Genomic DNA, 3,379 nt, shown 5'->3' with positions numbered 1-3,379 from the left:
GCTCATGGGTGGAACGTTGATTATTCGGCACGATTGGTCTGGGACTGTCAGTACTGCTTCGGCGTGGAACACAGGATCTGGATCGGTTGTGCCGGGCACGTTGTTGGGTGTCTGAGGGTGCGAGCGTTGCTCGCCCTTCTGCGATGCCGGCCCCAGTGAACTTGCTGCCTTGTGTGGCAGGGTGATGGGTGGCTGGTCGTTGCTTGAGAACTGCACAGTGGACGCGAGCATCTGTGGCCAAGTTTTTAAGGGCGCACGGTGGATGCCTTGGCACCAGGAACCGATGAAGGACGTGGGAGGCCACGATAGTCCCCGGGGAGCCGTCAACCAGGCTTTGATCCGGGGGTTTCCGAATGGGGAAACCCGGCAGTCGTCATGGGCTGTCACCCGCTGCTGAACACATAGGCAGTGTGGAGGGAACGAGGGGAAGTGAAACATCTCAGTACCCTCAGGAAGAGAAAACAACCGTGATTCCGGGAGTAGTGGCGAGCGAAACCGGATGAGGCCAAACCGTATGCGTGTGATACCCGGCAGGGGTTGCGCATGCGGGGTTGTGGGATCTCTTTTTCATCGTCTGCCGGCGGTGAGACGAGTCAGAAACCGTATGGATAGGCGAAGGACATGCGAAAGGTCCGGCGTAGAGGGTAAGACCCCCGTAGCTGAAATTCATGCGGCTCGTTTAAGAGACACCCAAGTAGCACGGGGCCCGAGAAATCCCGTGTGAATCTGGCGGGACCACCCGTTAAGCCTAAATATTCCCTGGTGACCGATAGCGGATAGTACCGTGAGGGAATGGTGAAAAGTACCGCGGGAGCGGAGTGAAATAGTACCTGAAACCGTGTGCCTACAAGCCGTGGGAGCGTCGCGCATCGAGTTTACTCGGTGCGTCGTGACTGCGTGCCTTTTGAAGAATGAGCCTGCGAGTTTGCGGTGTGTTGCGAGGTTAACCCGTGTGGGGAAGCCGTAGCGAAAGCGAGTCCGAACAGGGCGTTTCAGTAGCACGCTCAAGACCCGAAGCGGAGTGATCTAGCCATGGGCAGGTTGAAGCGGAGGTAAGACTTCGTGGAGGACCGAACCCACCAGGGTTGAAAACCTGGGGGATGACCTGTGGTTAGGGGTGAAAGGCCAATCAAACTCCGTGATAGCTGGTTCTCCCCGAAATGCATTTAGGTGCAGCGTCGTGTGTTTCTTGCCGGAGGTAGAGCACTGGATAGGCGATGGGCCCTACCGGGTTACTGACCTTAGCCAAACTCCGAATGCCGGTAAGTGAGAGCGCGGCAGTGAGACTGTGGGGGATAAGCTCCATGGTCGAGAGGGAAACAGCCCAGAGCATCGACTAAGGCCCCTAAGCGTACGCTAAGTGGGAAAGGATGTGGAGTCGCAGAGACAACCAGGAGGTTGGCTTAGAAGCAGCCACCCTTGAAAGAGTGCGTAATAGCTCACTGGTCAAGTGATTCCGCGCCGACAATGTAGCGGGGCTCAAGCGTACCGCCGAAGTCGTGTCATTGCAGCTATAGGGCCAACGCCCGCTGTGATGGGTAGGGGAGCGTCGTGTGCCGGGTGAAGCAGCCGCGGAAGCGAGTTGTGGACGGTTCACGAGTGAGAATGCAGGCATGAGTAGCGATACACACGTGAGAAACGTGTGCGCCGATTGACTAAGGGTTCCTGGGTCAAGCTGATCTGCCCAGGGTAAGTCGGGACCTAAGGCGAGGCCGACAGGCGTAGTCGATGGACAACCGGTTGATATTCCGGTACCCGCTTTGAAACGCCCAATATCGAGCCCATTAATGCTAAGGCCGTGAAGCCGCCCTGGAGCCTTCGGGCAAAGGGGAGTGGTGGAGCCGCTGACCCAAGGTGGTAGTAGGTAAGCGATGGGGTGACGCAGGAAGGTAGTCCAGCCCGGGCGGTGGTTGTCCCGGGGTAAGGGTGTAGGCCGTGTGATAGGCAAATCCGTCACACATTAAGGCTGAGACCTGATGCCGAGCCGATTGTGGTGAAGTGGATGATCCTATGCTGTCGAGAAAAGCCTCTAGCGAGTTTCATGGCGGCCCGTACCCTAAACCGACTCAGGTGGTCAGGTAGAGAATACCGAGGCGTTCGGGTGAACTATGGTTAAGGAACTCGGCAAAATGCCCCCGTAACTTCGGGAGAAGGGGGGCCATTCCTGGTGATGACACTTGCTGTCTGAGCTGGGGGTGGCCGCAGAGACCAGCGAGAAGCGACTGTTTACTAAAAACACAGGTCCGTGCGAAGCCGTAAGGCGATGTATACGGACTGACGCCTGCCCGGTGCTGGAACGTTAAGGGGACCGGTTAGCTCTGTTTCGACAGGGCGAAGCTGAGAACTTAAGCGCCAGTAAACGGCGGTGGTAACTATAACCATCCTAAGGTAGCGAAATTCCTTGTCGGGTAAGTTCCGACCTGCACGAATGGCGTAACGACTTCTCGACTGTCTCAACCATAGGCCCGGTGAAATTGCACTACGAGTAAAGATGCTCGTTTCGCGCAGCAGGACGGAAAGACCCCGGGACCTTTACTACAGTTTGATATTGGTGTTCGGTTCGGCTTGTGTAGGATAGGTGGGAGACTTTGAAGCAGCCACGCCAGTGGTTGTGGAGTCGCCGTTGAAATACCACTCTGGTCGTGCTGGATGTCTAACCTGGGTCCGTGATCCGGATCAGGGACAGTGTCTGATGGGTAGTTTAACTGGGGCGGTTGCCTCCTAAAGAGTAACGGAGGCGCCCAAAGGTTCCCTCAGCCTGGTTGGCAATCAGGTGTTGAGTGTAAGTGCACAAGGGAGCTTGACTGTGAGACCGACGGGTCGAGCAGGGACGAAAGTCGGGACTAGTGATCCGGCGGTGGCTTGTGGAAGCGCCGTCGCTCAACGGATAAAAGGTACCCCGGGGATAACAGGCTGATCTTCCCCAAGAGTCCATATCGACGGGATGGTTTGGCACCTCGATGTCGGCTCGTCGCATCCTGGGGCTGGAGTCGGTCCCAAGGGTTGGGCTGTTCGCCCATTAAAGCGGTACGCGAGCTGGGTTTAGAACGTCGTGAGACAGTTCGGTCCCTATCCGCTGTGCGCGTAGGAATATTGAGAAGGGCTGTCCCTAGTACGAGAGGACCGGGACGGACGAACCTCTGGTGTGCCAGTTGTCCTGCCAAGGGCATGGCTGGTTGGCTACGTTCGGGAGGGATAACCGCTGAAAGCATCTAAGCGGGAAGCCTGCTTCGAGATGAGTATTCCCACCTCCTTGAGAGGGTAAGGCTCCCAGTAGACGACTGGGTTGATAGGCCGGATATGGAAGCACCGCAAGGTGTGGAGTTGACCGGTACTAATAGGCCGAGGGCTTGTCCTCAGTTGCTCGCGTCCACTGTGT

Annotated in this window: 1 rRNA gene; it reads left to right on the top strand. The window is 57.0% G+C overall.

Features of this window, described 5'->3' with window-relative positions:
- Positions 1–235: 235 nt before the first annotated feature.
- A 23S ribosomal RNA gene (locus PUR26_RS30125) occupies positions 236–3,358 on the top strand.
- Positions 3,359–3,379: the final 21 nt, after the last annotated feature.

It is taken from the genome of Streptomyces sp. SP18CS02, assembly GCF_036322365.1.
Lineage (GTDB): Bacteria > Actinomycetota > Actinomycetes > Streptomycetales > Streptomycetaceae > Streptomyces.
This window is presented reverse-complemented; position numbering and strand designations above follow the sequence as displayed.